We start from the raw sequence: 3,456 nt of genomic DNA on the forward strand, positions 1-3,456 counted from the left end.
TCACTCTGCTCCATGGTATAGCAGGCAGGGACTGCATTCCTGCTTCAACCAGAGAGGAGAATACCATGAGCGAAGAAATGTTCTGTTTCCAGTGCCAGGAAGCCTGCGGAAACACCGGCTGTACCGTGCGCGGCGTCTGCGGGAAAACCGCCGAAACCGCCAACAAGATGGATCGGCTGATCGCGGAACTCAAGCGGATCGCCCTGATCCTTGACGAACAGCATACCGCGCCCGACCATGAACTGGGTCTTTTCATGATTCAGGCGTTGTTTGCAACCATTACCAACGCCAATTTCGATCCGGCCCGGATCGATGAACTCATCCGCCGCGCCGAAAGCCGTGCCCGGCGGCTGGATCCGGAAAGTCTGCTTCCCCCGGTCGGCGTGCTCAGCGAGACCGATCCGGACAAGCGCTCCCTCAAGGAGCTGATTCTCTACGGTCTCAAGGGGCTGAGCGCCTACGCCGACCATGCGGCGATGCTCGGCTGTGAAGACAGTTCCATCTACGCCTTCGTCTGCCGGGCGCTGGTTGCCACGGTCCGCCCCCATTCGGTGGAAGAGCTGACCGCCATGGTGCTCGAATGCGGACGGACCGCGGTCGGAGCCATGGAACTGCTCGACCGAGCCAACACCGGTGCCTACGGTCATCCGGAAATCACCCGGGTGAAAACCGGCGTCGGCAAAAATCCCGGAATTCTCGTCTCCGGCCACGACCTGCGCGATCTGCGTGAACTTCTGGAAGACACCGAGGGACTCGGCATCGACATCTACACCCATTCGGAGATGCTCCCCGCCCACTACTATCCGGAGTTGAAGAAATTCCGCCATCTGGTCGGCAACTACGGCGGCGCCTGGTACCGGCAGGACCGGGAGTTCGGCCCCTTCCACGGCCCGATTCTGATGACGACGAACTGCATCACGCCGGTCAAGCCGGAGTATCGCGACCGCATTTTCACCACCGGCATGGCGGGATATCCCGGAGTGCCGCACATCGCCGACCGTCCAGCGGGAGGCAGGAAAGATTTCTCGCCGCTGATCGAGCTTGCCAAAAAGTGTCCGCCGCCGGAGGAGCTCGACAACCTTGAAATCGTCGGAGGATTCGCGCACCATCAGGTCGGCCTGCTGGCGGATAAAGTGGTGGAAGCGGTCAAGTCCGGTGCCATCCGGCGTTTCGTGGTGATGGCCGGCTGTGACGGGCGGCAGTCCGCGCGGAAGTACTTCACGGAAGTTGCCGAATCCCTGCCCGCGGACACCGTCATTCTGACCGCCGGCTGTGCGAAATACCGTTACAACAAACTGCCGCTCGGCGACATCGGCGGCATTCCGCGGGTGCTGGATGCCGGTCAGTGCAACGACTCCTATTCACTCGCGTTGATCGCGATGAAACTTCGCGATGCGTTCGGTCTGGACGATCTCAACAAACTGCCGCTCTCCTTCGACCTTGCCTGGTATGAGCAGAAGGCGGTCGCCGTGTTGCTGGCGCTGCTGGCGCTCGGCTTCCGGGATATCCGGCTTGGACCGACGCTGCCGGCGTTCCTCTCCCCGGGAGTGGCGGAGGTGCTGGTGAAAAACTTCGGCATCAAACCGATCACCGAACCGGCGGGCGACATCGAAGCGATGATGGCCGGCCGCTGATTTCATCAAAAAAAATGAGGGCGGCAAGTGCCGCCCCATTTTTTTTACCGGCTCCTCTCAGGGTTGATCGAGGCGGAACCGGAAGAGCTCAGCAAAGATCTTCGGGATGTCGGTATTTTCCAACACGCCGCGAAAGCGGTCCGCGCCCGGGCCGAAAGCAAAGATGTCGACCGCGTTGCCGGTATGCCCCTTGGCGGAATAGGCGATGAAAGGACGACGGGGATTTTCCCGGTTCGGCGCAGCCGAGATGCCGCCGGTCTCATGGTCGGCGGTGACCACCACCAGCGTATCCGGATGAGCGAGTGCATAATCGAGCGCCGCCCGCGCCAGAAAATCGACCGACAGCACCCCGTGCGCACTGCGGTCGGGATCGTTGGAATGCCCTCCCCGGTCGGGGTCGCACCCCTCCACCATCAGAAAGAAGCCTTCCGGATCGCGTCCCAGCCGGTCGCAGAGGACCGTGGCGAATCCGGCCAGCAGTTCCGGATTGCTCCAATCCTCCACAAATCCGAACACCGGCCGATCGGCCGGAAGTTGCCGGAGCGCCGCCGGCGTGACCGCCTGCACATACCCGGCGGCATGAAGTTCCGCAATCAGATCGCGGCCATCCTTCCGGACGCCGCCGGATTTTTCCGGCAGGAAGGGGCGGGCACCGGCGCCGATCAGCGCCTGCACGCCGCTCGAAGCCATGTCGGCGGCAATCTCCTGCGCCATCTTCCGGCTCGGCACATGCGCCAGAAACGCCGCCGGCGTCGCACCGGTCAGTTGATCGGAAGTCATGACGCCGACGGCGCGCCCGGTCGCCCGCGCGAGTTCGGCCACGCTCCGGCATTTTTTTCGGTCAGGTGTCATGCCGATCATGCCGTTGTTGGTCTTTCTGCCGCAGGCGAGCGCGGTGCCGGAGGCGGCGGAATCGGTCACCCGGCTGTCGGCCGACGCGGTACGCGCCAGCCCCCGGACCGGGAACTGTTCGAACGAGAGGCGCCCGGGCGCTCCGTGTGCGTGGAGCGAGGCGAAGTTGATCGCTCCCTGCCCCATGCCGTCGCCGATGATGAGAATGATGTTGCGGGGGAATCCTCCGCGGGGAATTCCGGCAAGTTTCGCCGCATCGACCGGCGGAGCGGCGGGGTGATCCTGCCGGAGCGTCTGCGGCGTCGCAGCCGCAGCATACGAAACGACGAAGACGGCGAAAAACGTCACCGTGACGACGAAAAGGAAACGACTCATCCGTTGCATTCTGAAATACTCCTGAATTTGGGTCCGGGATCAATATATCCGGCTTCCCGTCGTTTGCAACTGTCTCCATCGGGATTTTCATTTGTTTTCGGTAAAAAGTCAACCCAAATCGGATATTTTATACCTCAAATGCAGAATTTTTTCAAAATATTCCCCAAAAGCGGTTGACTTCCGGCAGATGCTGGCTATAGTGAAACATGCAGGGAGCCGGGGGAGCCCGGTTCCGGCGAAGATCATCAACAAGCAAGGAGGACCCTGCAAATGGTTACTGGAATCGTGTTGGTCAATGTGGAACGCGCCATGATCCGCACCGTCATCGAAGATCTGATGAAGATCGACGGTGTCTCCGAAGTGTACGCCGTAGCCGGCGAATACGATCTTGTGGTCATGATCCGGGTCCAGAGCAACGCGGAACTGGCCGATATCATCGCCACCCGCATGACGCATGACATCAACGGTATTATCCACACCAAGACGCTGGTGACGCTGAACTCCTACTCCAAGCTGGATCTTGAAAAGATTTTCCTCGGCAATTGAGAACCGGATTACGATATTCCACCGGCGGCCGGCAAAAAACCGGCCGCTT

The 3,456-nt window shown here is 60.9% G+C and carries 3 protein-coding genes; 2 read left to right on the forward strand and 1 reads right to left on the reverse strand.

Annotated features, from left to right (window positions below):
* The first annotated feature begins 65 nt into the window (after positions 1–65).
* The gene (gene hcp / locus ACMLHG_RS16280) at positions 66–1,634 is read left to right on the forward strand and encodes a hydroxylamine reductase (protein ID WP_294437549.1); all 1,569 of its coding nucleotides are present in this window, start codon (positions 66–68) and stop codon (positions 1,632–1,634) included.
* Between the two features lie 57 nt (positions 1,635–1,691).
* Here the strand turns inward: hcp and ACMLHG_RS16285 are convergent, their stop codons facing one another.
* Positions 1,692–2,870, reverse strand: coding sequence for an alkaline phosphatase (locus ACMLHG_RS16285; protein WP_295812007.1), 1,179 nt, complete (start codon positions 2,868–2,870; stop codon positions 1,692–1,694).
* Positions 2,871–3,131: 261 nt separating this feature from the next.
* Between ACMLHG_RS16285 and ACMLHG_RS16290 the strand changes: the two genes are divergently transcribed.
* The gene (locus ACMLHG_RS16290; RefSeq protein ID WP_295812002.1) at positions 3,132–3,407 is read left to right on the forward strand and encodes an Lrp/AsnC family transcriptional regulator; all 276 of its coding nucleotides are present in this window, start codon (positions 3,132–3,134) and stop codon (positions 3,405–3,407) included.
* Positions 3,408–3,456 lie beyond the last annotated feature (49 nt).

The organism is Victivallis sp. (assembly GCF_048170485.1).
Taxonomy (GTDB): Bacteria; Verrucomicrobiota; Lentisphaeria; order Victivallales; family Victivallaceae; genus Victivallis.

Excerpts from the sequence above, each read along its gene's own strand:
- hcp (WP_294437549.1), top strand. The coding sequence starts at position 66 with ATGAGCGAAGAAATGTTCTGTTTCCAGTGCCAGGAAGCCTGCGGAAAC.
- ACMLHG_RS16285 (WP_295812007.1), bottom strand. The coding sequence starts at position 2,870 with ATGCAACGGATGAGTCGTTTCCTTTTCGTCGTCACGGTGACGTTTTTC.
- ACMLHG_RS16290 (WP_295812002.1), top strand. The coding sequence starts at position 3,132 with ATGGTTACTGGAATCGTGTTGGTCAATGTGGAACGCGCCATGATCCGC.